General features: G+C 34.2%; 24 protein-coding genes. 4 read left to right on the forward strand and 20 right to left on the reverse strand.

Going from position 1 to position 24,100, the window contains the following annotated elements; translation table 11 throughout:
• Positions 1-5: 5 nt before the first annotated feature.
• Both ABD682_RS03010 and ABD682_RS03015 read right to left on the reverse strand, forming a co-directional pair.
• Positions 6-1,484 (reverse strand): DUF5687 family protein, encoded by a 1,479-nt coding sequence (locus ABD682_RS03010; RefSeq protein WP_344738852.1) that lies wholly within the window; start codon positions 1,482-1,484, stop codon positions 6-8.
• A 43-nt stretch (positions 1,485-1,527) separates the two neighbouring features.
• Positions 1,528-1,935 (reverse strand): DUF2059 domain-containing protein, encoded by a 408-nt coding sequence (locus tag ABD682_RS03015; protein WP_344738854.1) that lies wholly within the window; start codon positions 1,933-1,935, stop codon positions 1,528-1,530.
• Positions 1,936-2,182: 247 nt separating this feature from the next.
• On the opposite strand from ABD682_RS03015, the gene ABD682_RS03020 reads away from it, so the two are divergent.
• A complete protein-coding gene (locus tag ABD682_RS03020; protein WP_344738856.1) occupies positions 2,183-2,389 on the forward strand; it encodes a hypothetical protein in 207 nt (68 codons plus the stop codon).
• A gap of 164 nt (positions 2,390-2,553) precedes the next feature.
• Here the strand turns inward: ABD682_RS03020 and ABD682_RS03025 are convergent, their stop codons facing one another.
• On the reverse strand, positions 2,554-2,895 hold the full coding sequence (locus ABD682_RS03025) for a PadR family transcriptional regulator (protein ID WP_344738858.1): 342 nt from the start codon (positions 2,893-2,895) through the stop codon (positions 2,554-2,556).
• A 109-nt stretch (positions 2,896-3,004) separates the two neighbouring features.
• Between ABD682_RS03025 and ABD682_RS03030 the strand changes: the two genes are divergently transcribed.
• On the forward strand, positions 3,005-4,060 hold the full coding sequence (locus ABD682_RS03030; RefSeq protein WP_344738860.1) for a 2Fe-2S iron-sulfur cluster-binding protein: 1,056 nt from the start codon (positions 3,005-3,007) through the stop codon (positions 4,058-4,060).
• On the opposite strand, the gene ABD682_RS03035 is transcribed toward ABD682_RS03030, so the two are convergent.
• Positions 4,057-5,085: a glycosyltransferase family 9 protein gene (locus tag ABD682_RS03035; protein ID WP_344738862.1), complete on the reverse strand. Its 1,029-nt coding sequence runs from the start codon at positions 5,083-5,085 to the stop codon at positions 4,057-4,059. The two genes, ABD682_RS03030 and ABD682_RS03035, sit on opposite strands and share 4 nt — an antisense overlap.
• A 58-nt stretch (positions 5,086-5,143) precedes the next feature.
• Positions 5,144-5,749 carry a DUF4254 domain-containing protein gene (locus ABD682_RS03040; protein ID WP_344738864.1) on the reverse strand — a complete coding sequence of 202 codons (606 nt, stop codon included), beginning with the start codon at positions 5,747-5,749 and terminating at the stop codon, positions 5,144-5,146.
• Between the two features lie 68 nt (positions 5,750-5,817).
• On the opposite strand from ABD682_RS03040, the gene upp reads away from it, so the two are divergent.
• Positions 5,818-6,477 carry a uracil phosphoribosyltransferase gene (gene upp, locus ABD682_RS03045; RefSeq protein WP_344738866.1) on the forward strand — a complete coding sequence of 220 codons (660 nt, stop codon included), beginning with the start codon at positions 5,818-5,820 and terminating at the stop codon, positions 6,475-6,477.
• Here upp and ABD682_RS03050 read toward each other — a convergent pair.
• Positions 6,466-7,389 (reverse strand): DUF6427 family protein, encoded by a 924-nt coding sequence (locus tag ABD682_RS03050; protein ID WP_344738868.1) that lies wholly within the window; start codon positions 7,387-7,389, stop codon positions 6,466-6,468. The genes upp and ABD682_RS03050 overlap by 12 nt on opposite strands.
• Positions 7,390-7,456: 67 nt before the next feature.
• Between ABD682_RS03050 and ABD682_RS03055 the strand changes: the two genes are divergently transcribed.
• Positions 7,457-7,648 (forward strand): DUF6341 family protein, encoded by a 192-nt coding sequence (locus ABD682_RS03055; protein ID WP_344738871.1) that lies wholly within the window; start codon positions 7,457-7,459, stop codon positions 7,646-7,648.
• A 25-nt stretch (positions 7,649-7,673) separates the two neighbouring features.
• Here ABD682_RS03055 and purD read toward each other — a convergent pair whose 3' ends face one another.
• From purD to ABD682_RS03125, 14 genes are all read right to left on the reverse strand, one after another.
• Positions 7,674-8,945 (reverse strand): phosphoribosylamine--glycine ligase, encoded by a 1,272-nt coding sequence (gene purD / locus ABD682_RS03060; protein WP_344738873.1) that lies wholly within the window; start codon positions 8,943-8,945, stop codon positions 7,674-7,676.
• Positions 8,946-9,036: 91 nt separating this feature from the next.
• Positions 9,037-10,446, reverse strand: coding sequence for an exopolysaccharide biosynthesis polyprenyl glycosylphosphotransferase (locus ABD682_RS03065; protein ID WP_344738875.1), 1,410 nt, complete (start codon positions 10,444-10,446; stop codon positions 9,037-9,039).
• Between the two features lie 6 nt (positions 10,447-10,452).
• Entirely contained in the window at positions 10,453-11,448 is a 996-nt protein-coding gene (locus ABD682_RS03070) for a UDP-glucuronic acid decarboxylase family protein (RefSeq protein WP_344738877.1), read from the reverse strand.
• A gap of 348 nt (positions 11,449-11,796) precedes the next feature.
• The gene (locus tag ABD682_RS03075; RefSeq protein WP_344738879.1) at positions 11,797-13,191 is read right to left on the reverse strand and encodes a UDP-glucose 6-dehydrogenase; all 1,395 of its coding nucleotides are present in this window, start codon (positions 13,189-13,191) and stop codon (positions 11,797-11,799) included.
• 9 nt (positions 13,192-13,200) lie between these two features.
• A complete protein-coding gene (locus tag ABD682_RS03080; RefSeq protein ID WP_344738881.1) occupies positions 13,201-14,349 on the reverse strand; it encodes an MraY family glycosyltransferase in 1,149 nt (382 codons plus the stop codon).
• Between the two features lie 81 nt (positions 14,350-14,430).
• Entirely contained in the window at positions 14,431-15,630 is a 1,200-nt protein-coding gene (locus tag ABD682_RS03085) for a glycosyltransferase family 4 protein (protein ID WP_344738883.1), read from the reverse strand.
• On the reverse strand, positions 15,627-17,207 hold the full coding sequence (locus ABD682_RS03090; protein WP_344738885.1) for a heparinase II/III domain-containing protein: 1,581 nt from the start codon (positions 17,205-17,207) through the stop codon (positions 15,627-15,629). Before ABD682_RS03090 ends, ABD682_RS03085 begins: the two co-directional genes overlap by 4 nt.
• A gap of 35 nt (positions 17,208-17,242) precedes the next feature.
• Positions 17,243-17,869: a phage head spike fiber domain-containing protein gene (locus tag ABD682_RS03095; RefSeq protein ID WP_344738887.1), complete on the reverse strand. Its 627-nt coding sequence runs from the start codon at positions 17,867-17,869 to the stop codon at positions 17,243-17,245.
• Complete coding sequence (locus ABD682_RS03100; RefSeq protein ID WP_344738889.1) at positions 17,853-18,950, reverse strand: hypothetical protein; 1,098 nt, start codon at positions 18,948-18,950, stop codon at positions 17,853-17,855. The genes ABD682_RS03095 and ABD682_RS03100 overlap by 17 nt, the downstream gene beginning before the upstream one ends.
• Positions 18,947-19,882, reverse strand: a complete 936-nt coding sequence (locus ABD682_RS03105; RefSeq protein ID WP_344738891.1) for a sulfotransferase family protein — start codon at positions 19,880-19,882, stop codon at positions 18,947-18,949. The genes ABD682_RS03100 and ABD682_RS03105 overlap by 4 nt, the downstream gene beginning before the upstream one ends.
• Positions 19,879-21,219 carry a phenylacetate--CoA ligase family protein gene (locus ABD682_RS03110; protein WP_344738893.1) on the reverse strand — a complete coding sequence of 447 codons (1,341 nt, stop codon included), beginning with the start codon at positions 21,217-21,219 and terminating at the stop codon, positions 19,879-19,881. Before ABD682_RS03110 ends, ABD682_RS03105 begins: the two co-directional genes overlap by 4 nt.
• Before the next feature lies 1 nt (position 21,220).
• The gene (locus ABD682_RS03115; protein ID WP_344738895.1) at positions 21,221-22,258 is read right to left on the reverse strand and encodes a glycosyltransferase family 4 protein; all 1,038 of its coding nucleotides are present in this window, start codon (positions 22,256-22,258) and stop codon (positions 21,221-21,223) included.
• Positions 22,259-22,264: 6 nt separating this feature from the next.
• Positions 22,265-22,756 carry a serine acetyltransferase gene (locus ABD682_RS03120; RefSeq protein ID WP_344738897.1) on the reverse strand — a complete coding sequence of 164 codons (492 nt, stop codon included), beginning with the start codon at positions 22,754-22,756 and terminating at the stop codon, positions 22,265-22,267.
• A gap of 106 nt (positions 22,757-22,862) precedes the next feature.
• Positions 22,863-24,086 (reverse strand): O-antigen ligase family protein, encoded by a 1,224-nt coding sequence (locus ABD682_RS03125; RefSeq protein ID WP_344738899.1) that lies wholly within the window; start codon positions 24,084-24,086, stop codon positions 22,863-22,865.
• Positions 24,087-24,100 lie beyond the last annotated feature (14 nt).

Raw genomic sequence — 24,100 nt, forward strand, 5'->3', positions numbered from 1 at the left:
CTGTTTTAATTGTCTTGGTTAAACGCTGAGATCATTTTGTACTTAGATTGGATATATTTATTGGTAATAGCTTTCATTAAGGGTTTATGAAATAGGATCCCCACGATTCCGAAAAGCAAAAGCACACCACAAGCTAATTCGAAACCGATCAAAAAGTAGAAGCCTGCAAAAAGACCCATTGGGATAATGAGTAAAGGAATACCAATTAAAAACTGAACTAATCCGGTTCCCTGGTAATTAAAGGCAGCTTTCTGACTCAGATCTATTTTTTTTCTGTTGAACGAACCCCCGAATAAAATGACATGTGAGTTTACACCAATATTGTAAACTGCTGCCGCGAAATGAGCCATTAAGATCTTCCATCCAAAATAAACATAAGGAATGCCCAAAACGAAAAGCAATACGACGCTGATGGTCATTAAGAGAAATTTCGATTTCAAATAATCCTCATATTTGATATTCTGACTCATAAGCAGTTTGTAATAACCGCTATCCCAGGCAGGAATAAATTGTCCGAAGTTGATCAGAAAAATACCCGTTGAAAACATCCCAACAAACATAAAGAACCAGGGCATATCATGGTAAGTAGGGTTTGGATAAAAGAACAATCCGTATAACAACCCCATGACTAAAATCCATATTGAAGATTTACTGCGTTTATTACGCCATATCAAACGTAGGTCTAGTTGTAAAAAAGGCGCGATACTTCCAAAGGTTCTGGTCCATTCCAGGTTGGAGGCATTCACTTCTTTCACTTTGGTTTTTAAACCGCTATCGAGATACAGTTTGGCATTCAATAATTTAAAATTGTAATAATACAGCAATACCAAAAGCCCTAAAAGCACAAGAAAATAAACCGGTGATTCTAAAATAGCGTTCATACCACTAGCTACCAGGGTATCTAAATGAATGATCTCAAAATAATTCAAAGCAAAAAGGCCGGCTAAACCTAGCACAATGGGTAAAAAAGACGCTGCAAAATCTGCAAACACACTTTCAATAATAAAATTGAGAAAGTTATTTATAAGACTGATCAGAAAAATGGCGAAGATCCATAACACAATGGTTCCGCCATTATAACCGGTTAAATACAGGCGAATCCCAAACGGGATCAGGGCGAATAACGGTAAAAAATTAAAGAACGACAATGCCGATTTACCTAAAACGTAGTTCACAATAGTTTTACGTTTTAAGTTTAATACCAATAAGGGTTTTACATGCATTGCAGGGAGCTTCTGGAAGAAAAACCGTATCAGCAATTCCACCATGATCCAGAAAAATATTCCGGTATTTATCGCACTTATGGGATCCTGATTCGGAGCTATTTTATTGATAATATCCAAGAGGAAAAACCCCATAAATAAAAACACGGCCATAAAATACAAGGCAATAAACCCCATAAAAAATTTTATTACCAGGCTTTTACCCAAGCTCGCAGATCTAAAAAAAGACCGCCATTCTAAAAACAGAAATCGCTTAATCACAATAAGGAAATTGTAAAATTAGTTCGTTGTAAACCACTAAAAATTATTGATATTTCTGCGCAATAGCCGAAACTTCCATACCCCAATTTTGTCCCAGACCCATAGCCTTTTGAGTTAAACTGGTTTGTTTTGAGGCTAATTTTTTACCCAGATCGGTTTTATAAAAAGCCACCAATTGCTCGATCTCACCTTGTGTAAATTCGGCCATATAAATATCCGCCATTTTACTGTAAAGATCATCCAAAGTGCCTTCTGCTTCCGCGGTATAATCAACCTTTTTATCTTCCGGCACCATTTGGCCAATTTGAGCTATCGCATTTTGAAACGCCTTGGTTGCGCCTGTTAATTTTATGAATTCAATAGTTTCCTGTTTGTACGAATCGTCAGATTGCGCGTTCAAATTCAACGTTAAACCCAGGAACATTAAACCTGCCAATAAAAATGTTTTCATGTAAAGTGTTTTTGATTTTTTAAAAAAGATTAATAGCTAAAGTCAACTCATTGGTATAGAGCTCACCAAATTTGTTACAAGATAGTTGGAATATTTTTGTTGTATAAGAACTAGCAGAATTTTTAAACAGGCGGTCCATGAGCGTACTCAGAACTATCGACAAAAGTACTATGCTCTAATAAATAGTTGCTTTTTGGGCGTTCCCGCTCCTGCGTCGCGGTCGGGCTTTCCGTTATATCTTTTTTTCATGCTTCAAAAAAGGATGCCACTACAATCCCTTACGCGGCTTCGCAATTCCAACCATCTTTTGGTCATTTGGCGTGAAGCAAAGCAATCTGTAGTTAGGAAACCGCTTGATGAGATTCCTACCAAAGGCAGGCAAGCCCACGTGGCTCCGCTCCTTGTAATGACGTCTATTTTTGTCATTGCGAACAACGTGAAGCAATCTGTATAAAAGAAGTTCTATTCATAAGATTGCCACGTCGTACCGCTCCTCGCAATGACGAATCAGTTTCTCATTCAAAGCGTCAGCGAAGAATCTATGAATTCTAATTCTTGAGATTCTTCCCATCTAATTCAGCTAGGCCTTCGCTATACTCCTCGTAATGACAAGTGAAATCACTCCGCCTGTCGAAATTTCGGATGGATCAAAGCGCGCATATTTTGAATATAGCGTTCCAATTCAGCCAATTTCTTAACCGTTTCACGGGTTCCTTTTTCGGTAAGCTTGTAGTATTTTCGTGTGCGTCTTCCAATCATGGCATAAGATACCTCAACAAAACCGGCCGCTTCAAGTTTATGCAAACAAGGATATAAGGCACCCTCCGTGATTTGCAGTTCACCGTGCGTAATTTCGATAACCCGCTTCACAATCTGGTAGCCATACATGGAATCGTGTTCATTTAACAGTTTCATAACGATTGTTGATAGACTACCAGTATAAATATTGGTTGTTTTCATCGATTTCAAATATACATAAATATTTTATGCATTACTTATTTATGTATAATTTTAAGCTAAAAACACCCATAAAACCGATGTGCTTCACTATTTTTGCAGGAAAAAAGTAATGTCATCATTTCATAAACTTTCAGTAGCGAACATCACCAGAGAAACGGCAGATTCCGTTAGTATTCGTTTTAACATTCCGGAGCACTTAAAAGACACCTTTCAATTTAAAGCCGGACAATACATCACTTTAAAAACCAATATTGACGGCAAGGAGATTCGCCGGGATTATTCGCTGTGTGTCGCGCCCAATTCCAAGGAACTCAAAGTTGCGGTAAAAGAAGTTGAAGACGGAACTTTTTCCGCCTACGCCAATCGCACCCTGAAAGTTGGCGATACCCTGGAAGTAGCTTCACCAAAAGGACGATTTATTTTTACGCCAAACGATTCTAAAATCAAAAATATCGTTTTGTTTGCTGCCGGCAGCGGTATTACCCCTGTAATGAGTATTCTAAAATGTGCCCTTGAGGAAGAAAAGGAAAGCAAAGTTGTTTTAATGTATGGTAACAAATCGGTTGAAGACACCATGTTTATGGAAGAACTTCTCCAACTTCAACACCAATACAAAGACCGCTTTTCTATTCAATTTATATTTAGTCGTGTAAAAGAGAAAGATGCCCTTTTTGGTCACATCGAGAAAAGTACCGTTAACCTGGTCTTGAAAAACAAATACAAACACATTGATGTTGATGCCTTTTACATTTGTGGTCCGGAACCTATGATCCATACTGTAAAAGCTGTTTTGGATGAAAATGGTATTGCTGAAGACCGCGTTCATTTTGAGTTGTTTAAAGCTTCTAAACAGGATGAAGTTGAAGATACCAGCGCGCCTACAGATAAAACTACGATCACGATAACCTTAGACGAGGAAACCACAACCTTCGAAATGTCGCCAAGTCAAAGTATCTTAGAAGCTGCTTTGGACGAAGATCTTGACGCTCCGTATTCGTGTCAGGGAGGTATTTGCAGTACTTGTTTAGCACGTTTAAAAGAAGGTGAAGCAAAAATGCGTCAGAATAATATTCTTACAGATCAGGAAGTTGAAGACGGTTTGATTTTAACCTGTCAGGCACACCCAACAAGTTCTAAAGTAGTTATTGATTACGACGACGTTTAGTCTGCTAAAGCACTTTCTATTTTCTGAATGATCGCCTTCGGCGGAATACTACCAGCGGCACGCTCGTAGCCTTCAGGATATTTATTGCCATAAACCGAGGTTGGTATTTTTGGGTATTTTTCCCGGTCGGCCAACAAGGCATAATCTTCCGGTTGATCAAATGGTGCGAAACCGGCAAAAGGGTGCGTTACACCCCAAACGGTTATAACCTTTACGCCATACATGGCTGCTAAATGCCCATTACCGGAATCCATGGAAAGCATCACGTCCAGGTTTGAGATCACGTCCAGTTGTTCCTCTAAAGAAAGATTTTCAGCGAGATTTACAGTATTTTCAAAGGTTTCCGTCCAACTTTGTAAGCGTTTTGCTTCATCGTTGCCACCTCCAAAAAGTAAAATCTTATAGGTTTTTGAAAGCTCCGCTATCACCATTTTCATTTGGTCCGGCGGATACATTTTTCCCTCGTGTGCCGCAAATGGTGCAATACCAATCCAGGGACCTTCTTTTTCACCGGTTCGAGATAAAATCTTTTGGGATAACGCTTCCGACTTCGGAAAAACAGCTTGTTTCAAATCCACACGAAAACTCAGGGCATTAAAAACATCCGCGTAGCGTTGATGCGTGCTTTTTAATTTTTTAAAGTTTAGCCCTTTGGTTAGCGCTTTTTTTTCATTTCTACCTTTATCGATGGTCACCACGCGTTTACATCGTAAAAAAGGTTTTAAGATTTGAGTACGCAACACATTGTGAAGATCGGCAATAGCATAAAATTTATGCGTCCTGTTAAGTTGTCGAGCGAGACGATACAACCCGAAAACACCTTTATGTTTTGAATTTACCTCAGCCTCAATAACATCCAGCCGATCTATATCCCGAAATAAAGGTTTAAAGAACGGCCGCGTTAAAACCGTTAAATGAACTTCAGGGTTTTGATCCAAAAGGGCGCGGAGTACAGGTACCGTCATAGCAACATCACCCAGAGCTGATAATCGTATCACTAAGATATGTTTGGGTGATGCTTTCATGAATTATGAGTTGACCATCCAAAAGAATTTCAGACGGCGTTAAAACAAAACGCAGGGATTATTTTTGAGAACGCAAAACGGGATTCAATTCGTCGTCGTTGTACATTTTCATTTGTTTGTACACCTTCATGTATTTGTCGCCGTTCTCGATGTCGTTTAAAAGCGTATCAATGGCTGTAGAGAGATCAACACGTTGTTCTAATAAAACATCCAGTTTCTTTTGGCAAGCTGCTCTATGGGCTTCTGAAGCATCTTCTCGCGTAGCTTCTTCATGCATATGATATATTTTCAATGCTAAAATAGACAAGCGGTCGATGCCCCAGGCCGGACTTTCAGTATTAATGGTTGCATCCGGTTTTGGTGTAACATCTTTATATTTTTCAAGAAAATAACTGTCAATATATTCCACCATATCAGTACGATCCTGATTTGAAGCATCGATCTGGCGCTTTAATTTTAAGGCCGCCACAGGATCGATATTCGGATCGCGAATAATATCTTCATAATGCCATTGCACGGTATCGATCCAACATTTTCTATAGAGCAAATGTTCAATTAAATCGCTCTTATCATAAGGATTTTCAAAAGGCTGATCTACAGAATTAATGATGTGGTATTTTTCAATAACGTCTTGAAATATTTTGTTTGCTTTATCTGTAAACATGGGTTTAAAATTTTAGGGTGTAAATATAGGTCATATTTAATTAACTTTACTACTGTAAAACCCAGAGTATGCACATTCATAATTTATCCGAAGAAAATTCCATTCTTAACACCTTTATTGCAGAAATCCGGAGTAAAACAATTCAAACAGACCGGATGCGCTTCCGCAGAAATATTGAACGTATTGGTGAAATTCTATCTTATGAAATGAGCAAAACAGAACCCTATGAAACAACCGCTGTAGAAACGCCTTTAGGAACTTCAAAAACGGCCTTATTGCATGACAACATGGTACTGTGTTCCGTATTGCGCGCCGGAATTCCATTGCATTATGGCATATTGAATTATTTTGATAAAGCCGAAAATGCATTTATTTCAGCTTACCGACATCATGAAGGAGATTCTGAAGAATTCGAAATTATTGTGGAGTATCTGGCTTGCCCGGACCTTACAAATAAAACGTTGATCCTTGCTGATCCTATGCTAGCCACCGGACAATCCATGGTGTCTACTTTTGCGGCGCTGAAACCTTATGGAACGCCTAAAGCCATTCACCTTATGAGTGTGATCGGTGCCAAAGAGGGGATCGACTTTGTTGCTAAAGCCTTCCCTGAAAACACGCATTTATGGATCGCTACTGTAGACGAAACCTTGAACAGCAAAGGTTATATTGTTCCCGGATTAGGAGATGCGGGAGATCTTTCCTTCGGTGAAAAACTACAGAAATAAAAGGACGATGGGCATCAAAATCAAAAGGCCTACAAAAGCTTCGCGAAACCATTTGTCTTTGATGGTTTCTAAATAGGCTGCAATAATAATCGCCAGAGGTGCCATAACAAATAAGAACTCACTGCCGTTCTTAAATGGCGAAAAAAACAAGATTACAATCGCCACTAATAAGGTGATCAAAATGATGTAGAACGAAGGTCTCACATCGCGCTTTTTGTCTTTGATGGCATTCAAATAAAAAATAATGGACCAAACGGTGTAAGAAAGTAACAAGGTAATGCCCACAAAGAACCTCGGTGTGTTATAACTACTGAAATCCTCACTAATTTCAGGGAGATTCTGAAAATAATACAGGTATTCGTTATGCAAAACAATAGAAACACAAACGGTAATAATGAATACCGAAGCAACACCTGTAAATGGAATGATCCAGTTTCGAAGTTTATTATCGCGATAGAATAACAAGGCTGCAAATACGACCACAAAAAATAAAATAGCCCAAAAGTAAAACAGGGCTGCAATGGCAAACCAGAATCCGGCATCGAAAAGTTTTGATTTTTCATTTCGTTGAGAACGCAGACTGATCAATCGGCGTAAGCCAAAAAGAATAAATAAGTTCGATAACAACACATCAACATTCGTTGTAGTTTGCGGAATAAGTAATAAGAACAAACTGAACAGAAAGATCTGATAGTTATTACTTTTGGATAATTGGTTTTTAGTTACAATAAAGTTCAACACCAGAATGGAGAAGTACGACAAGGCCAGCCTAAGCATAAAATTTCCAAAAAGAGCCGCTGAGAAGGGTTGCTTAACCACCAGAATATAAGCCAACAGCACAGCGAAAAGCGTTATTGCAAAAACAATAATGTAATTTATTGGTTTAGATTTACTAAAAACACTTGTAATCATTAGTGGATTTTGTATTTTTGTTGCGTAAATATACTAACTAAAAGCGGTTAGAAAATAAACAAGACTTATGAAAGATTTCTTTTATGGCATACAGGACTTATTTGTGAACCACCTTTTTGCACCCTTCGATTATTTAAGAAAATTACAATTAGACACGTGGTTTGGAGCAAATACCATTTCCTGGATATTCCTTGCTATTTTCGCGGTACTTTTTGCCTATTGGATGAAACAATTGAGTTTATTCGATCCGGAACACTAAAATTATGGGTTAGGTTTTGATGATCTTACAGGTCAAAACCGATATCACTTCTATAATACATCTTATCAAAATGTAGCTTTTCTATACTTTGGTAAGATTTTTTTATGGCCTCTTTATAACTGTCCCCAAAGGATGTAATGGCTAAAACTCGCCCTCCTGAGGTTACTATTTTACCATCCTTTAGTTGCGCACCTGCATGAAAAGGAATAGATTCCGTAATGTTTTCCAAACCTTTAATCTCATGACCTTTGCCATAAGCCTCTGGATAGCCTCCTGAAACCAGAACGATAGTTGTGGCCGCTCTGGAGTCGATATCCAGGGTAACAGTGTCTAAAGTGCCCTTAGCCATGGCCTGAAGGATCTCGACCAGATCGTTTTTAAGTCGTGGGAAAACCACTTCAGTTTCAGGGTCGCCCATACGTACATTGTACTCAATAACTTTCGGATCGTCTCCTACTTTGATCAAACCAATGAAAACAAAACCAACATAGGGTAAGTTATCTTTCTTCAAACCGGCGATCGTAGGTTTTACGATGCGCTCTTCAATTTTATTTAAAAATTCCCTGGTAGCGAATGGAACCGGTGAAACAGCACCCATACCACCTGTGTTCAGTCCGGTATCACCCTCTCCTATACGTTTATAATCTTTTGCGGTTGGAAGTATTTTGTAATGTTCTCCGTCGGTTAACACAAAACAACTCAATTCAATGCCATCCAGGAATTCCTCAATAACCACTTTGGAACTCGCTTGCCCAAATTTCGAATCGATAAGCATACTTTTTAATTCTGCTTTGGCAGCCTCCAGATCATGCAAGATGACCACCCCTTTTCCCGCGGCTAAGCCATCAGCTTTTAACACATACGGAGCCTTGAGGCTCTCTAAAAAAGCATAGCCTTCTTCAAGATTATCTTTTGTGAAACTCTGATACGCGGCCGTTGGGATGTTGTGTCGCGACATGAACTCTTTGGCAAACTCTTTACTACCCTCAAGCTCTGCTGCGGCCTTTTGCGGTCCGATAACAGCGATATGTCTTGTTTTTGGGTCATTTAGAATAAAATCATGAAAGCCGTTTACAAGCGGATCTTCAGGTCCCACCACGATCATATCAACCCCTTCCTTAAGCGCAAATTGTTTAAGAGCTTCAAAATCGGTTACAGATATGGCAACATTTTCGGCAATATCTGCTGTGCCGGAGTTACCCGGAGCTACAAAAAGTTTATCGCAATGGTTACTTTGAGCGATCTTCCAGGCAAAGGTATGTTCACGTCCGCCGGATCCAAGAATTAAGATATTCATGTTAGCTTGTTTTGATAATGGCAAAAATAAAATTAATCAAAACAATTCAGGTTATATTAATGGAAGTTTTTTAGAAACTTTAAGGTAGCGTTTAATACGCCTTTTCCTCACCTTTCAAAGCATTGATAAAGGTTTGAAACATTATTTTTAGATCGAGAAGAATAGACCAGTTCTCAATATAAAAAATATCGTATTTCACGCGGTTGATGATGTCTTTATCTTCTTCGATTTCGCCACGGTATCCCTTGATTTGGGCTAAGCCAGTGATTCCGGGCTTTACATGATGGCGATACATAAAGGAATACTTATCTATTTTTTTTGAATACTCCTCAGTATACGACGGCATATGCGGCCGAGGACCAACAACAGACATATCACCCCTTAATACGTTGAAAAATTGAGGTAATTCATCAATGCTTGTGCGCCTTAGAAAAGTCCCTATTCGCGTTGTTCTATCATCATCTCTTTTTACATAAGTACCTTCAATTTCCTTAGTTATTTTTAAAGATCTAAATTTATAACAATAGAATTCTTTATAATGAATTCCCGTTCTTTTATGCCTATAGAATAATGGCCCTTTAGATTCTAGTTTTATAATTATAAATAAAATCACGGATAACCAGGAGAGGATGAATACAATTACTAAAATTGAAAAAATAATATCAAAAACCCGCTTCGCTATTTTATTAAATTCCTGATTCAAAACACCTTCCTGAATAGTTAATATAGGAACGTATTTGTAATAATCGGTTTTAAGTTTTTTATTAAATAGTTTTAATGTATTGGGAACAAATTTGATATTACACTGTTTTATATTAGCGTATTGAATAAACTTATTGACATTCTTTTCAGATAGATCGTCTATGCCGCAGTATATTTCATCAACTTCATTGTTAGATTCTAAAAAAGAGAAACAATCCTCAATTGTTCCCAATGAATCGTTTGATTTAGAATCCGTAAAAAAGCCTATTAAATGGTACCCTAATTCTTTGTCAGTAAGAAAGATCTCCTTTATTTCCTGAATACTCTCTCCATTACCAACGACGACTACCTTCCTTTGATTCCCCTTTAAATAACCACGGAACGATTTCAATATATAAAAAACTGAAATTTTAATGGCGCCAATCGTGAAAAATAAAAGATATAAGAATTTAAAAGTAACTCCTATCGGGGCTTGTATTTCTCTGAAAAAACCTAAAAAAGCGAAAACAACAATACTGAATATGAATAACTGATTTAATAGCTTGACTAATAAATTAATAAATAAGATATGTCTATAATCGCTATAAAAATTGGTAATAGCTGTAGAAATAATCCACATTGTGGTGGAATACAAAATAAAAATCTCAAAATCATTAACTAGTATTCCGAAGAAATGGAAATCAAAAGATTCCTTACTAAATCCAAGAAAATGAAAAGCAAACATATTGATAATAAAAAGATCAAATAGCGTGAGGAACGGTCTTAAAATCCAAGAAAATCTCCCACGATAAAACGCCATAATCTTTTAATTAATATACTTTTTAAAATCTTTATGCTCTCTTTTGTTAAGATCTTCCTTGGATAAGCTTTTAAAGTATTCAAAGGTTTTCCGCATGCCCTCTTGACGATCGACTTTTGGTTCCCAGCCTAAAATTTTCTTAGCTAAACTAATATCAGGTTGACGCTGTAAAGGGTCGTTTTGGGGTAAGGGCTTATAAATCACTTTTTGCTTAGTTCCGGTAAGCGCAATAATCTCTTCGGCGAAATCTTTTATCGAGATCTCGTTTGGGTTACCAATATTTACGGGATAAACATAATCGCTCATCAGTAATTTATAAATGCCATCCACCTGATCGTCTACATAACAAAACGATCGGGTTTGAGAGCCATCACCAAAAATAGTAAGATCTTCACCCCGAAGTGCCTGACCCATAAAGGCCGGAATGACGCGTCCATCATTCAAACGCATTCTAGGGCCATAGGTATTAAATATACGTACGATACGGGTATCGAGTCCATGAAAGCGATGGTAAGCCATGGTAATGGATTCCTGGAAGCGCTTGGCTTCATCGTAAACCCCGCGGGGGCCAATGGTATTTACATTACCATAATAATCTTCGGTTTGCGGATGTACAAGTGGGTCTCCATATACTTCGGAAGTCGATGCAATCAAAATTCGAGCATTTTTTGCCTTGGCTAAACCCAACAAATTATGCGTTCCTAAGGAACCCACCTTTAAAGTTTGTATCGGAATTTTAAGATAATCTATCGGGCTTGCCGGGGAGGCAAAGTGTAAAATATAATCCAGTGGGCCGTCAATGGAAATAAACTCAGTGATATCATGTTCAATGAATTCAAAATTAGGATGCGATTCCAGATGCTCCAGGTTCTTTTTATCACCGGTAATGAAGTTATCCATACCAATGACATAAAACCCTTCTTTAATGAATTTATCACAAAGATGTGACCCTAAAAATCCTGCCGCTCCGGTAATTAAAACGCGTTCTAATGTTTTGCCCATGTATATGACGCTAATGATTCGGACAAATTTAATGGAATATGTTTAAAATAAAAGTTTCGGTTTGAATTTATTGTCATCGCAGGCGTAAAACGATCATAAGATTCCCGCCTGCGCGGGAATGACAGCAACTGTGTTGTTATTGCGAGGAGCTTGCGACGTGGGCCTGCCTGCCTTTGGCAGAAATCTCATTAAAAGGAATACAAAACAAACAGATTACTTCGCTATGCTCGTAATGACGTTCCATTTGGTCATTCTACTTTGTCATTGCGAGGAGCTTGCGCCGTGGCAATCTCATGAATGAAAGTCCTTTTAGAAAGATTGCTTCACGTTGTTCGCAATGACGAATTACTAACCCTTCCCAATAGTATAACACTCAAAACCAATAGACCTCAAGTGGGCTACATCCAAAATACCACGACCATCAAAAACAAAGGCCGGTTTATGCATATTGTCGTAAATTTTTTGCCAATCGTAAGTTTTGAATTCATCCCATTCCGTTAAAACGGCAATAGCATGCGAGTCCTTACTGGCTTCATAAGGATCTTGTGAAACGGTAAGTAGCTCTCGGTTTTTGGCCTCTGTGCGCGTATTTAGATAATCCAGATCCGCATACATGCGTTCTTCGATAACTTTAGGATCGTAAACCGAAACTTTAGCCTGCTCGTTAAGTAAATTGTCAGCGACCATAATAGCTGCCGACTCACGGGTATCATTGGTGTCCTTCTTAAATGCCCATCCCAAAAAAGTAATCTTTTTTCCTGAAACCGTGTTAAAAAGCGTGCTTACAATTTTATCTGAAAAGCGTTGTTTTTGATGGTTGTTCATGATGATCACCTGTTCCCAGTAATCTGCAACTTTCGTTAGACCATATGTTTTTGCGATATAAACCAAATTGAGAATATCTTTTTGAAAACAGGATCCGCCAAACCCAACAGAAGCCTTTAAGAATTTAGATCCTATACGACTATCCATGCCGATGGCTTTGGACACCTCATTCACATCGGCTCCGGATTTCTCGCAAAGTTCAGACATGGCGTTGATAGAGGATACACGCTGCGCCAGAAAGGCATTAGCGGTTAGTTTCGACAATTCAGACGACCACACATTAGTAGTTAAAATACGTTCATTCGGCACCCAGTTCGCATAAACATCTACAAGCGCCTGAATGGCTTTTTGACCGGCTTCGGTGGTGTCGCCACCAATAAGCACACGATCAGGATTCAGGAGGTCTTGAACTGCCGTCCCTTCCGCCAGGAATTCCGGGTTTGAAAGGATCTGGAAGTTTACACCATTACCAGTATTCTCTAAAATATTTTTAATAGCTGATGCCGTTCTTACCGGAAGCGTCGATTTCTCCACAACAATTTTATCCGTTTTGGAGACTTGGGCGATCTGACGGGCACAAAGCTCAATGTATTTCAGATCGGCTGCCATACCTTTACCTTTTCCATAGGTTTTGGTAGGGGTGTTTACTGAGATAAAGATCATATCCGCTTCGTCGATAGCCTTATCAATATCTGTAGAGAAGAAGAGATTTCTTCCTCGTGCTTCTTTTACCACTTCATCGAGACCGGGTTCAAAAACGGGTAGTTTATTTAAGTCTTCATCATTCCAGGCGGCAATACGCGCTGCGTTAATGTCTACAATAGTCACTTTAATGTTCGGGCATTTTTGAGCGACTACCGCCATAGTGGGACCGCCTACGTAACCTGCGCCGATGCAGCAGATGTTTTTTATTTTCATTTAAAAACTTTAATTTTTATCCTTATGAAACAATTTCTTTCCTTTCTCTTTAACCTCATCTACCTTCCTTTTAATTTTAAGTTTCCTTTTTAGGTTAGTAAAACTGTAATCTATGCGGAAAAACAAGTATCCCAGGATAACTACTGTGGTTACAAGAGTGGCAACCAACCAAAGATTATATGAAGCACTTCCTAGCAAAATAATCAAATAAACAAAAACCAGATTGAAAGCTCCAATAATATAACTTGCTTTTCGGTGTGATATATTAAAATAATCGATAAGAATATGGTGGGTATGATTTCGGTCTGGCGAAAAGGGACTTCTTTTGTCAGCTAATCTTATGGTGAAAACCCTGGCCGTATCAAAGAGCGGAACAATGAGAATACTAATGGCTATTAAGGGTACATTTTCAATAAGAAAAGGAAGACTATCGTACTTTTCAGGAGATAATGCTAAAAACTTAAGAGTTAGGATACTAATAATAAAACCTACAATCAGTGAACCCGTATCCCCCATGAATATTTTTTCATCGGTTGCAATAGATAAGTTGTATCTCAAAAAAGCGATCAAACAGCCGTTCATCGTTAAACTCAGAAACAAATAAAAATACTCGTGAGTCATATAAAAAATGGCTGAGTATATTATTAAAATAACAATACCTACCATCGCCGCTAAACCATCAATACCATCGATTAAATTGTATGCATTTATGATAGTTAACATAATAAAACCAGATATTAAATAATTAACGTAGGTGGGGATAGCTTCAATTTCCATAAATCCATTCAGAGAGTGTATGGTAAAACTCGGGTTTGAGATTATAAATGATATCGCCAAAAACTGAGCAATTAACTTGGTATAAGGAGACAACACTAATAAATCATCTTTTAGGCCAATAATAAAGAGGATTGTTAGGCCCGGAACCAAGTAAATAGATTCATTAAATTCACCCCAGGATCTTGAAAAAAACAAAGCTAAAATTAAGGCATAAAAGAATGATGCGCCTCCTAAAGTTGGTGTTTTTTTCTTGTGGGAACTCCTTGAAACCGGATCATCCATTAAATTTTTATACTCTACTAATCGGATAATTTTTGGTATCGTAAAGTAAGTTAAAACATAGGCACCTGCAAAAAACAATATGGGAATATAATAAGCCAATTAAATTATTTTTAAATTATTCAAAATTATCAAATTTAATCAAGTAACCCCTGATTTATTTAAACTAATAAAACTTAATTATTAGTCTTTTTGTAAAAAAGTAAGCATCTCTACAGCTAATTCCTCTCTGTCAAAATTCTTTAAAAAGTCGTCAAAATTATCCTTATAACTGTTTGGTTTATTGTTCATGAGTGTCAACTTCTGTAAAAATTCGTTTTCATTTTCAGGTTCAAAAAATTCCCCGACTTTATATTTTTCAACCATAACTTTAGACTCCCCTTCCACGCCTAATAAAATTGGTTTATGCATTGCGATATTCTCGAAAATTTTAGAAGGAATAACCGATTTAAATGCCGTTGATTTCTTTAAATTCACTAAACCAACATCCATTACCGAAATATATTCTTTAACCATTTCCTTGTTTACTGGATCTAACATTGTTACGTTAGTAAGGCTTAATTCTTCCTTCAACTTTAATAACTCAACTTTTTTTGCTCCTGATCCAATAAATAAAAAATGAATATTTTTATCTTTAATCTTTTTTGCGGCCTTAAGAATAAAATCAAGGGCATGTGCCAATCCATGAGTTCCTACATAACCCACGATGAATTTATTTTTTAATTCTAACTGTTCCAGTAAATTTTGATTTTTATCTTGAGGTTTAAAAAGCTTTAAGTTTGCGCCATTTTTTACAACGCAAATCTTAGCTGAATCAATATGATGTGATTCGATTAATTTTTTCTTAAAATCGTCGGTGACAACAACTATTTTTGAAGCCGTTTGATACATCTTTCTTTCCAAGTATTGAAAATATCTAATCACCAAACCCTCTTTCATTGCTCCAACAGCAATAATAGATTCTGGCCATAGGTCTCTTACTTCCATTACCCAAGGTTTTCTTTTAAAGAATGAGAGCCATCTGCCCGAAATTGAAGTAAAAAATTGTGGGGAAGTTGCAATAATAATATCCGTTTTAATAAAGAGTCCTGCTATAAATGAACTTATCATAAAACTTAAATAGTCTATTATCCTTTTAATAAAACCCTTATTTTCAGAAATATAAGTCCATATTCTTATAACCCTTATTCCATCAATAATTTCCGTTTGATAAAGCTTATTTTTATAACCTTTAAAAACAATTCCATCTGGAAAATTTGGCACTCCTGTGATTACGGTAACCTTAACCCCATGCTTCACCCACGCTCTGCAATGTTCATAGGTCCTTGTTGCGGGAGCATTTACTTCGGGATAAAAATTATCTGAAAGAAATAATATATTCATATATAAATTTGAGTTTCAAGACGCTTATCAAAGGAAATTTTGAGAAAATTAGCCTTTTTTGTTTGATTAAAACCGATGCAATATTCATAATCCAAAACCTCTAAACTTTTAATATCTCCATTAAAATCCAATTTAATCTTATCATTAATTAATAAAGAATTATTCAAACTACTTTTTTCTATATAACATTCTGGATGAAAATGAAAAAAAGCATTCGTTTCGAATTTTGACACTTTTGAAAGTAAGTCGGTGATTGAAATTTTATCTCCTTTGAAACTATAATTTCTTGTGTGAAGAATATTTAATTTTTTATAGCCATCATGAGTTGCCTCAATCTGTTTTTCATTTTCTATTAAATTAACGATTTTTGCTCGCCGTGCTACTCTAAATCCTCCCCATATTTCAGATTGCTCAATAGAGTTAATTTGAACTGTATTATGAGATTTTGTTGAACGTTGCAGTTGTCGTAATTCGTTTTTCTCATACGTCGATGTACCAGTATCAACGATTATAGGTTTTTTATCAACATATAATTCAAAATTAAATGTGTCAGAGTGTATGTGCGCAGGTAAATATGAAGCACCCACTTCACCTACATCTAAAAACAATTCGTAATTACCTTTTTCAATTTTTCGATATCCTGACTCAAGAAGTTTCCCTTCTTCCCATGATATACCTAAAAATGTAGCATATTTAAATAGTGCTTCTGAAGAGGGTGCTATGCCAAATGCACTATCATTAACCATAGGAATATTTCCATTTTTAAATGTTACACTTTGTAACCAGGAGAGCATCTTTTTGGCTTTATTTTTTAAAAATAAAAGTAATTTTCCACCCTCCCATAGATTATTATTTTGCATTAAATGAATACAGTCAAGAACACGATGAAGCATCGTTTGATGATACATTGGTGATAACTCAATGTGAGCTCCGTCTGCTAATACTTGTTCTTCAAGTTCTTTATTTAAAATCTTTTTTGAGGCTAAATAAAATTGATTGTCTTGAAAATAATAAGCTCCAAATAAAAGGGCAAAACCGTTTTCTAAATAATGGTTTCCTAAAAACTGCAACTCTAAATTATCTAGTAATCTTTGAAAGTGATTATACAGCTTTTGATCTATTTCTTGATTTATGATGTTATGTTTTGATAAAAACTTTATCCAATTAATTCCTCTAAGTGAAATAGTATATGATTCTTTCCCTTCTTTTAAAGTCGCATCATTAGTGATAAAATCATTAATTAATCGTATGCCTTGCTCAGGATTTGATCCTTCTTGATTTAAAAAATCAAAATAATTTAAGTTAAACGTCCAAAGCTTGCCGTATTCCAAATAATTCCAATCAATTTTTTTATTAAAACAGTGTTTAATGTTTAAAAATTTAAAGCAGTCGTCCCCGAAATAACTTTTTTCATTGAACAAAAAATCATTCCAAATTATTGGCTTTAATTCTCTCTTTAGTCCTTTCTTATATTCTTTTTTTGAAACTTTTCCTCGAATTAAATAATAAATTCGGAAATAAATCTGCTCACATTTTAGATATTTTATGGTATAAAAATATAGTTTAAATTTTCTCATAAATAATCTTACTACTAGGATAAAATCATAGTAATTCACTTTATAACTTTGACTCCTTTATATTTTTTTAATTCTGAACTAATCGAATTAATTTTTTCTAACTGAGCACCCCACATATATATTCTTTTCAGACTTTTATCACTTCCATTTACTAACCGATTACCTGGATAAATAACAATGCTTCCTACTGAATCCAATTTAATTCTAACATCTACTCTTTTCCAATGGGAATCTTCAATCTTAATAGACCTATTTCTCCATTCCTCCTTATTCCCTCGGCTTTTGACCGATATTATAAATTTTCCAATATCGCCCTTCAGCGCCTTCAGGTAAATCGAAAAAGCATAGTACCCTTCTGGTAAATTATCCACTACCTGACTTATTCGTGAGTTACTGATATCTTCAGAAAAATCGACTAAGTCAGCTGTAGGATTACCATTTGGATCAAGAGTTGCATTATTTCTAACTTTAACGTGAAATTTACTCCAAGACTCATCCATAAAATCTTCAGTATAGATCAAATAATTACTTTCCGTATTTTCTAAATTAAATATTTTTCTATTATTATCGGATCTTAATTCATTAATTAAATAACCTCTCTTCTTACACGAAAAGACAAGAAAAACAAAAATCACAAAAACTGTTTTAATTAAACTTTTCAATACTTTTCATTTTTACTTTAATAAAATCTTCAATAACTTTTTTAGAAATCGACAACATTCTATTGTTGTATTTTCTTATTCCTCGACAATAAAAAAATACTTCTTTAGAATTTTCACTTTCATCGTTTACAAAAAGTACCTCAGGATATCTAAAAAATTTATAGGAGAGGGAGGATAAAAAATCTTGCTTTAAAACACCGATAGAAAACCAATTTTCACAATCTACTGATGAATATATTTCTAAATATTTTTTGTTATTTATTACACTTGGTTCCACTACTGTTGAAACTAAATATAAATTTTTGGATGAATATGTATGAAAGGCGCTTCCGGGAAGTTCTTTAAGATTGTTAAATTTTTTTTTGATAAAATCATATTCTTGTATATAATTTTTTTCTGTTGGAGTATCCATTGGAACTATTAGTTTTTCTTTCAAAGGAATTATAGAAACTGCTCTTGCCTTTTGGGTTCCACCAACTACACATTTTAAAGTTCTAAATTCGTCTGTTGTGAACCAAAGGCCACATTCATCATTCAGATCACCTGTTAAAACCCAGATTCCTTTCCTAAATTGGTCTCCATATATCCCATGTATATGTCTAATAGATTTTTTTGGAAAAATATATTTAACTCGCCATTTTTCACCGTTTTTACTTCCAAAAATATAAACTTGTTCCCTTTTTTTATTATCAAAATATTCACCCCAATAAATATTACCATTAGTATGTTTATAAATATTTAAAGGTCTACTTCCCCGTTTAATTTTGTGCACTTCTTTAAACATAGTTGTGCCGTGACGGCAAAATAAAATTGCTCCTCTAGCGACCACAACCAAATCCTTATTATTTGTGACTACCATAGACTCGACATTCAGTCTCAGAACTCTTCTAACTAAAGCAACTTGATAAAGAATTTTGAAAATAAAATTCTTAATTGGTATTGAATACTCCTTTTGTTTTTCTTTAAATCTATATTCAATAATTTTATTTTTTTTAAAAGTGAATAGGCAGTTATTGTCCTTAAGAATAGGATTTTCACTTTTAAAAACCGAATTTATTGGCAATTTAAAACCAAAATTCATCTTGTCAATAATTTTACTTTAAGATAGTAACTCTTATTAAAAAAATGTGAAAGGACTTTCAGGGATTTAAATAATAACTTACAAATTATAGGTGTTTTTAAAAATGATGGTGTATATCCAAATTTTTTCATTGAAAATTCAGACATGCATTCAATTAAAACAACTTGTTTATGTGTTAATTCATATCGCCATTTCTTTGAATTGTTTTTTAATAAAGGACCTAAAGTTTCTTTTTTCCATTGCATTTCCTCCTTAGAAATCAATTCTTTTGAAAATTTATTAAAATTAAGCATATTAACTTCATATTTGACTTCAAGGAATTGACAAAGTCTTTCCAAAACATTTTTAGGTGTACTAAGGAGGTCTTCATACTTTATTTGGAAAAATTTATCATTTGAAACTTCCTTTAAATACTTTTGACTATTTAATATTTGGGCTTCACCAATTAAAGCGTGTAACCAGTAAGGTCTTTTAGCCGACCAATTAGCTTTGGTTTTTGAAAGAACAACGTCCCTGGGGTCTCTTACTATTTGAATCACTTTTGCTCCCTTATTTTCATCTATGATTTTGTTTATAAAATCAAGATTCCTAGGATCTTTATCAACAATGTGTTTTTTTGATTCTTTTTGAATAAATATCTCAAGTATTTCCCAATAGACAGATTTTATTGAAAGATCTTGATTTTTTAAACTCTTTAAACCTTTAAGTGGTACATTCAATCTTTGAAATGCTTTATCAGTTTCCAATATTTTTATAAACGACTCAACCCCCTTTTTTTCTAATTGATTTTTCTTTTTTCCAGATGCAATGTACTTCCTAAAAAATTGGGTTTCAGGCAAAGAGACTATCTCACTGTGTGAATTAAGCATTGATTGGAGTAAGCTTGTACCCGAACGACCAACACCAACAATAAAAATTATATTTCCTTTCATATTTTATTCTTAACAAGATACGGAACTTTTCCCCGATTTGTACAATATAGATTATCAATATCAACGATTTTAACATCGACATCAATTCCTGGTAGCTTTTCCTTAAATTCTTTTGACACTATCTTTAGAGAAGTTTCTCGAAGGTTGTCAAATGGCACAAGTTTAATCAACAATTTTCCTTTTTCATTTTGATACAGTTGAATATATTTAAACTCAAATTGAGCTTCTGAATGGATGTTAATCGAAGTTGTAAAAATTCTATCTCCATTATAATCTAATATATAATCCTTACCCCACCTACCTTTTAAATGCGAAAATTCTATAATCAACCCATTAAATATTTTAGTGACCTTTGCAAAATCTCCCGTTCTGTACCTTATTAAAGGCATTGCTTTATTGATAAATCCAGTACAAACAATTTCTCCCATTTCTCCTACCTTAGCACTAGAATTATCTTCTTTTAATATTTCTACAAGTCCATAATTTAGAGATACTTTATAAAACCCTTTTTTATCCGGTAATTCATATGCAAAGCAAGCTCTCTCTGAAAATGCATAAGTGGAACGCGCTGTCGTTTGAAAAACTTTTTCAATAAAGTCTCTCTTTTTACTTTGAATTGATTCACTTGCAAAGTAAATACCCTTTAAGTTAGTATCTAATTTTAGGTTATTCTGAGATAGCAATTGTGCCAAGGTATACCACGCACTGGGATAACCATGGCCAAAATTTGGTTTATATTTATTGATTTTTTGAACAATTAACTTTATGTTTCTTTCATTCAAAAGAAAAACATTAACATTAATTTCATTGTTCATGGGATTATAACTTACTAGTTTATTTTTAAGATTTACACCTCTCAATGTCAATTTTAAATCTCCTTTTCGGTACCCAAGAAGAGACCACGCGTAAAAAGCATGTGTTCTATCTGTAAAATAACTTTTATTACTTAAGTATAATTTTAAAGGATTTCTTCCGGAACCCCCTGTGGTAGTATAATAACCATGAATTGAGGGATCTATTATTTCTTCAAAGTTATTTCTAACGACCTCACTATCAATTATAGGTAAAGACCAAAGTGAATTTAAATTAGGGTTAGCTATGAAGGTTCCGTAGGACATATCCTTGTAAAATTCAATTTCTTTTATTAAAAACGCTAAGTCCTTTAATTTTTTTTTAATATCCTCCAAAGTAAACCCTTGATCTAAGCAAACTTTTAAAGCCCTTACTTTTTTCCAATGACGATCGGAAAAAACTGGGGTAACCTGAAAAAACTTGAAAAAAGGAGTCACTAATTTTTTTGGAAACCATTGGTATATTTTTTTTAATGTTCCTAACATTTCAATACAAAGATTTAATTTCAGACAAAATTCTTTTCATAACTATATCCTGATCAAATTTGGAGAACGTATTTAATGCATTCTTTCTAAGCATAAGAAAATTTTTTTCATTTACCTTTAAAATAGTATCCCTTAAATTAATTGGGTCTTTCTCTTTCACAAAAAAACCAGACACTCCATCCTCAATCATTTCTTTGATCCCTCTGGAAGGTGTGGCAATAATTGGAATACCTAAGGATAGTGCCTCTATAATTATTCCAGGATAACCCTCTCCTTTATGATAGGTTGGCAATAGTAATGTGGAGTATGTGATTAAAACCCGTTGAACCTCGTTGTGATTAAGTTTGCCCTTATAAGCAGAAATGAAAACCTCTGAAAATTTTTCAGGAGGAGTATAACTATCAATAATTGGCCCGTATATGTGAATTTGATATTCTTCTGGCAACAAAGTAATTGCTTCAAGTATCTCATTTATTCCCTTTTCTTCTTTTATATGACTTATAAATACAAATCTTTTCTTAAATGGTCCAGTAGGCAAATTATTAGAGTAGTAAGACTGTCTAGTATTAGGAAATTGTCTGCAATTTTCTGAGTACTGTCTAAAAAATTGCACTAAATACTGAGTTTCAAAATAATTAATATTTGCTTTTCTTAATGCAGAAAGAATTAATTTTTTGCTCAAAAAATTACAATCCTTTAAATAATACTCATCAAAATTACCAGCAAACTTTCTTAACACAATATTTTTATTATAAAATTTAGAAATCATTGTTACAAAAAAGGTGTAGTACTTATATTCCCTGGCTGTACCATTAAAAAACACTAGATTATGTTTACGAGTTCTAATAATAATCTTCAGAAAAATATATACTACCGACAATTTCGAAAACCTATAATTCCTATTGTTTAAATCTAAAATTTCAAAAGCGACCTTCGCCTTTGAAAAAGATTTAATTAACTGCTCAAAAAGAACTATAACACCTCCTGCGTTGTGAGGCTCTTTCAATGTTCTACATTTGCCAATTACTAGAATAGACATATATAATTAAATGTTTTTTAATCTATTTAAAACAGCTTTATCTTTTTCCAAATAAAAACTTCCATCTTTGAGATACCCCCATTTATTATTTTTATACTGATAAACCTGATTTATTAAACCTTTTTTGGATTTGACCATGGGACTTCCCAATACAACAACACTTTCATCAGGAACATCAAAAAAAACTACAGCATTCGCTCCTATTCTAACATTATTCCCTACTTTAATATTTCCTATAATCTTGGCGCCAGCACCAATTACAACGTTATCTCCAATATTTGGACTTCCTAGAGTCTTTGAATCAACTAACATATTGGAACCAATTGTTACTTGTTGATAAATACTGCAATTCCTTCCTATTACAGCTTTTCCACTAATAAAAATACCATAAGTTCCATGCATTAAATTCAATGGTCCCTTTATTTTGTTATTGAAGGGTAAAAATGAATTAGTCTCATGTTGAAAACCTTTTAAAATAAACAAATAGAATTTTTTCATTAATGAAGAATTTGATTTTTCAAAATTCAACCTCAACTTATAATAACCTCCAATTTTTTTTACTATTATTGTAAATATCATAAATCAATAGAATATTAATTTGTACTTACCTTGATTCTTTGTACCTAAATTCTCCATTAACAATAAAATAAGAATAAAATATTCCAAAAAACAACACTCCCCAAATACGTTGTAAGTAAACTTCCGTCATACAGGAAATAAAAAAAAGTAATAAGAATAGTATTCCAAGTACATTCTTTCTTTTAACGCTTATATATAGCCCATAAACAAACATATTGATCCAAAAAAAGAAACCTACCAAACCATTTCTTACCAAAACCAGGAAATGTTCATTATGAACATTATAATTTAAGAAATATGGTCTTGTCAAAAAATTCTGCTTATAACATTCATTTAACAGTGGTTGAACATTCCCAGAACCAACACCAAACCAAGGAGAGCCAAAATTTTTAAAGACACTCCAAGAGCAATTCCAAATTTCAGTTCTTAATAAAAAACTAAAATATAAATTATTAAACAACCTTTCTTTGAATAAATTTATTTGACTTTGACTAAAGGTGAGATATAAGGTAATTATTACAGATGACAACCCAATAAATATCATCAATACTAATTTGAGCGATTTTATTTTTAAAATAAAATATATCAACAGACAAACAAAAAAAGCAACAATTGGTGTGCGAGCATTAATTATTAAAATGGCTCCAAACAAAATCATCAATATTAAAAAACATAGTATTTTGACCTTTAGTTCAATATGATTAATAAATTTTTCTAAAACAATAAAAAAAGCCATTGCACAAAATAGGGAAAAGTATGCTGGATGGATTCCTCCTATATACTTTGTAAGATCTCCATAATTGAAAATAAATTGGTTATTTGGATTTCTTATTATTGCCAAAATGAATATTAAAAATAGCCCGAATAAAACTGAATAAACAAGACTTAAAAGAATATTGTTTTCAACTTCTTCATTTTTCAGTTCAGTCAAAGTAAATATTAAAACAGGTAATAACAACAGTAGTATTGTTTTACCAATCCTTGCCTCATAAACAACAAAAAAAGACATATCAATATAAATTAACCCCAATAAAAAAACCAAACAATTAGATACTAAAAAAAGATATGCTTTATTTCTTAAAAGCAGAATTAGGTGATTTTTATCACTGAAAAGGAATAATCCTAAAGTCGATATAATTAAAGCCACGTTACTATAGATGGTTTCAAAAGGAATAGAAAAGACCAAACAGCAATTAAATAATAAAAGGATTGATTGTCTTAATTTATTATTATTTCTAAGTAATATCATTTATCAATTTTTGG

This window comes from Gaetbulibacter aestuarii, assembly GCF_039537665.1.
Classification (GTDB): Bacteria; Bacteroidota; Bacteroidia; order Flavobacteriales; family Flavobacteriaceae; genus Gaetbulibacter_A; species Gaetbulibacter_A aestuarii.

Coding starts and splice junctions, on each gene's coding strand:
- ABD682_RS03015 (WP_344738854.1), bottom strand. CDS start 1,935: ATGAAAACATTTTTATTGGCAGGTTTAATGTTCCTGGGTTTAACGTTG.
- ABD682_RS03020 (WP_344738856.1), top strand. CDS start 2,183: ATGCTTCAAAAAAGGATGCCACTACAATCCCTTACGCGGCTTCGCAAT.
- ABD682_RS03025 (WP_344738858.1), bottom strand. CDS start 2,895: ATGAAAACAACCAATATTTATACTGGTAGTCTATCAACAATCGTTATG.
- ABD682_RS03030 (WP_344738860.1), top strand. CDS start 3,005: ATGTCATCATTTCATAAACTTTCAGTAGCGAACATCACCAGAGAAACG.
- ABD682_RS03035 (WP_344738862.1), bottom strand. CDS start 5,085: ATGAAAGCATCACCCAAACATATCTTAGTGATACGATTATCAGCTCTG.
- ABD682_RS03040 (WP_344738864.1), bottom strand. CDS start 5,749: ATGTTTACAGATAAAGCAAACAAAATATTTCAAGACGTTATTGAAAAA.
- upp (WP_344738866.1), top strand. CDS start 5,818: ATGCACATTCATAATTTATCCGAAGAAAATTCCATTCTTAACACCTTT.
- ABD682_RS03050 (WP_344738868.1), bottom strand. CDS start 7,389: ATGATTACAAGTGTTTTTAGTAAATCTAAACCAATAAATTACATTATT.
- ABD682_RS03055 (WP_344738871.1), top strand. CDS start 7,457: ATGAAAGATTTCTTTTATGGCATACAGGACTTATTTGTGAACCACCTT.
- purD (WP_344738873.1), bottom strand. CDS start 8,945: ATGAATATCTTAATTCTTGGATCCGGCGGACGTGAACATACCTTTGCC.
- ABD682_RS03065 (WP_344738875.1), bottom strand. CDS start 10,446: ATGGCGTTTTATCGTGGGAGATTTTCTTGGATTTTAAGACCGTTCCTC.
- ABD682_RS03070 (WP_344738877.1), bottom strand. CDS start 11,448: ATGGGCAAAACATTAGAACGCGTTTTAATTACCGGAGCGGCAGGATTT.
- ABD682_RS03075 (WP_344738879.1), bottom strand. CDS start 13,191: ATGAAAATAAAAAACATCTGCTGCATCGGCGCAGGTTACGTAGGCGGT.
- ABD682_RS03085 (WP_344738883.1), bottom strand. CDS start 15,630: ATGAATATATTATTTCTTTCAGATAATTTTTATCCCGAAGTAAATGCT.
- ABD682_RS03090 (WP_344738885.1), bottom strand. CDS start 17,207: ATGAGAAAATTTAAACTATATTTTTATACCATAAAATATCTAAAATGT.
- ABD682_RS03100 (WP_344738889.1), bottom strand. CDS start 18,950: ATGAATTTTGGTTTTAAATTGCCAATAAATTCGGTTTTTAAAAGTGAA.
- ABD682_RS03105 (WP_344738891.1), bottom strand. CDS start 19,882: ATGAAAGGAAATATAATTTTTATTGTTGGTGTTGGTCGTTCGGGTACA.
- ABD682_RS03110 (WP_344738893.1), bottom strand. CDS start 21,219: ATGTTAGGAACATTAAAAAAAATATACCAATGGTTTCCAAAAAAATTA.
- ABD682_RS03115 (WP_344738895.1), bottom strand. CDS start 22,258: ATGTCTATTCTAGTAATTGGCAAATGTAGAACATTGAAAGAGCCTCAC.
- ABD682_RS03120 (WP_344738897.1), bottom strand. CDS start 22,756: ATGAAAAAATTCTATTTGTTTATTTTAAAAGGTTTTCAACATGAGACT.
- ABD682_RS03125 (WP_344738899.1), bottom strand. CDS start 24,086: ATGATATTACTTAGAAATAATAATAAATTAAGACAATCAATCCTTTTA.